Source organism: Methanomassiliicoccales archaeon (genome assembly GCA_038850735.1).
In the GTDB taxonomy this organism is placed as follows: domain Archaea; phylum Thermoplasmatota; class Thermoplasmata; order Methanomassiliicoccales; family JACIVX01; genus JACIVX01.
This window is the reverse complement of record JAWCLO010000019.1, coordinates 7,131-9,394: the sequence shown is the minus strand read 5'-3', so window position 1 is coordinate 9,394 and position 2,264 is coordinate 7,131. Positions and strand designations below refer to the sequence as shown.

Annotated in this window: 3 protein-coding genes; all 3 read right to left on the bottom strand. The window is 40.5% G+C overall.

Annotation, left to right across the window (positions count from 1 at the left end; translation table 11 throughout):
* A partial coding sequence (gene rmuC / locus QW087_08075; protein ID MEM2944681.1) for a DNA recombination protein RmuC occupies positions 1-619 on the bottom strand: 619 nt, incomplete at its 3' end.
* Between the two features lie 565 nt (positions 620-1,184).
* Positions 1,185-1,571 (bottom strand): hypothetical protein, encoded by a 387-nt coding sequence (locus tag QW087_08070; GenBank protein MEM2944680.1) that lies wholly within the window; start codon positions 1,569-1,571, stop codon positions 1,185-1,187.
* Between the two features lie 212 nt (positions 1,572-1,783).
* A partial coding sequence (locus tag QW087_08065) for a hypothetical protein (GenBank protein MEM2944679.1) occupies positions 1,784-2,264 on the bottom strand: 481 nt, incomplete at its 5' end.

The window sequence follows — 2,264 nt, the reverse complement described above, 5'->3', positions numbered from 1 at the left end:
TCTTAAGGGCGTTCACGAGTTTTGACGTTTCGGATTGCAAGCGCAATTGGGCTTCTGCGAGCTTCTGTATTCCGTTGTTTAGCATACCGTATTGCTCAGCTCTATTTGTTTCGATTTGCTGAAGCTTTTCATCGACTTTTCTCAGCGCTTCTTCAATAGGTTTCACGAGCGTATCGATTGCCTGTTTTCTTGACTCGAGATCGCATTTTGCAATCTCGTTATATCTCTCTAGCACTTCTTTGGCGGTTTCCAAAAAGGACCTATTGTTCTCTTGCAGCGCTCGTGAGGAAAGTGCCTGGAAAGCATCTGACATTTTTTGCTTTGCATCTTCGAGCAGGGCAAGTTTTTCATTAGCTATCTTTCGCTCGGCTTCGACCTGTTCAAGCAATCTACTCCTTTCTTGCAGCAGCTCGCTATTCTGATTTTTCACCTTTTCGAGCTCAAGCAGTTGCTGATCTTTCTGATAGATGCGCTCATTAAGCGCCGCAATTTCCGCTGATGCAGTGAGTCGTCCTCTTTCTTCAGCTTCCACCATTTTTTGCCGGAAGAATGCAATGCCGATGAGTACTCCGATCACCGCACCGCTTACGAATATTAAAATAGCAATAAATTCTTCCATTTTCTCCCCACCTGCGATAATCTTTGGGGATCGTACACGATCCCAACTTTATCCAAGCGATCAGCTCTTGCTAATCGTATTGAAGTCAAATTCTTGAATTGTTTCAAGTAGGTTTAAGATTTGCGTCTTGAAATCATGTTGCAAGAAACTTTAAGTGATAAAGCCTATCCAACGATTTTATTGACGTCGATTAATAATTTGCAAGAAATAGGTCAATAGCAATCAGCCGACATGAATTTTCAATGCTACCTTGCATTCATATATGACTGCTTCATTGGGACTCACCTGTGGAAAAAAGGCCAGCTTGCTGGATCGATGTTGTATGTTAAGCTTTTTTGTCATCTTTTCGTTCGTAGATAATCGAACGAATCGATCTGCACGATTCGAATCTTTTCTAGATTCCGAATTCACAAAAAAAACAATAAAAGAGATGCGATAGAAAAAGAAGAGCGCTGAAAGCTCTTGATATCTTCAACAACTACCTATGAAGTGAGGTAAGCAGGGTATATCACCAACTAATAATTTTTCTTTTAAAAATTGTCCAATGTTCTAAGAAAAACGCACCTCATTCTTCGTCGAATCTCGTTTTTGCCCATGTAATTCCTTTACTGGTAACAACCTTTGGAGAAGCCCATTCCCTCGGATTTCGCAGTACCCAAATGAAAACCTTCCCATTCTTTGTGTTCTTTGGAATAAGGTACTTCGGATAATAATCCCAGTAATCATTTCCAGATAAATCGACCAACTGCTGCTTCACATCTTGTTCGTTGATTTTAATGCAGTTCACTATCGCGACACTTCCTACGGCACCTATTCTCCTGCTGACGTCTGTTGCAATAACGGCAACTCTCTCTCTTATTGTCGTGCTAAATGAACGAACAAGCAAGTGTAGTTTCCCCCTAACCACGTGAGTAGCCCAAGGCTGAAAGAGCTTGAAACCTCGCTCGATCATATCAATATCCTGAATTATTTCTGAACTATTAAATACATACAACAAAAAAAGTTCATTGTCGGTAGTGAAACAACTAATGTCGAGTTTTTTCACGTACTGGCACTATAATCCACAACGAGACGGTTCTGAGTTATATATTTTCTTTATCTTATCCAGTAAATCCAAATTTTTCGCTCACGAATTCAAATCTGTTCAAGTAGAGGGCCGTTTGTTCACGTCCGCACATACATTTGTATGCTTTTCAATACCTGTTCTATGTCAGTGTTTTGATCGATAAGCCAGACTTTCCATCCGGATTTCTCGAGAAGATGCTTAGCGATATCTCCTTCGATTTCTGAGCGCGTTTGTCCCATCTTGTTGATATGCAAAATTGCACAATTAACGCGACCAGCTATCTGCCATGCATAGTCGATCATTATCTTGATCTTTTGATCGCCAACTTTGCAGCTAGTTTCGAAGTCTTTCTTCGGAGAAGGAATCCCTAAGGCGTATGCATACGCATCAATATTTTTTCCTAGCGTCTCATTATCAACGTTCTGGCAACCGAAAGATATAGCTTTTGAGATTCTTCTTATAAGGCGCTCGACTTCAAGATTGTTTTCAACTTCATTATTTCTAATCACTTCAACAATCCACTTCTCCCTTTCTCTCAAAGTTCTTCTAATCATGGTGTCTCTCTCTTTAACTTCGGGT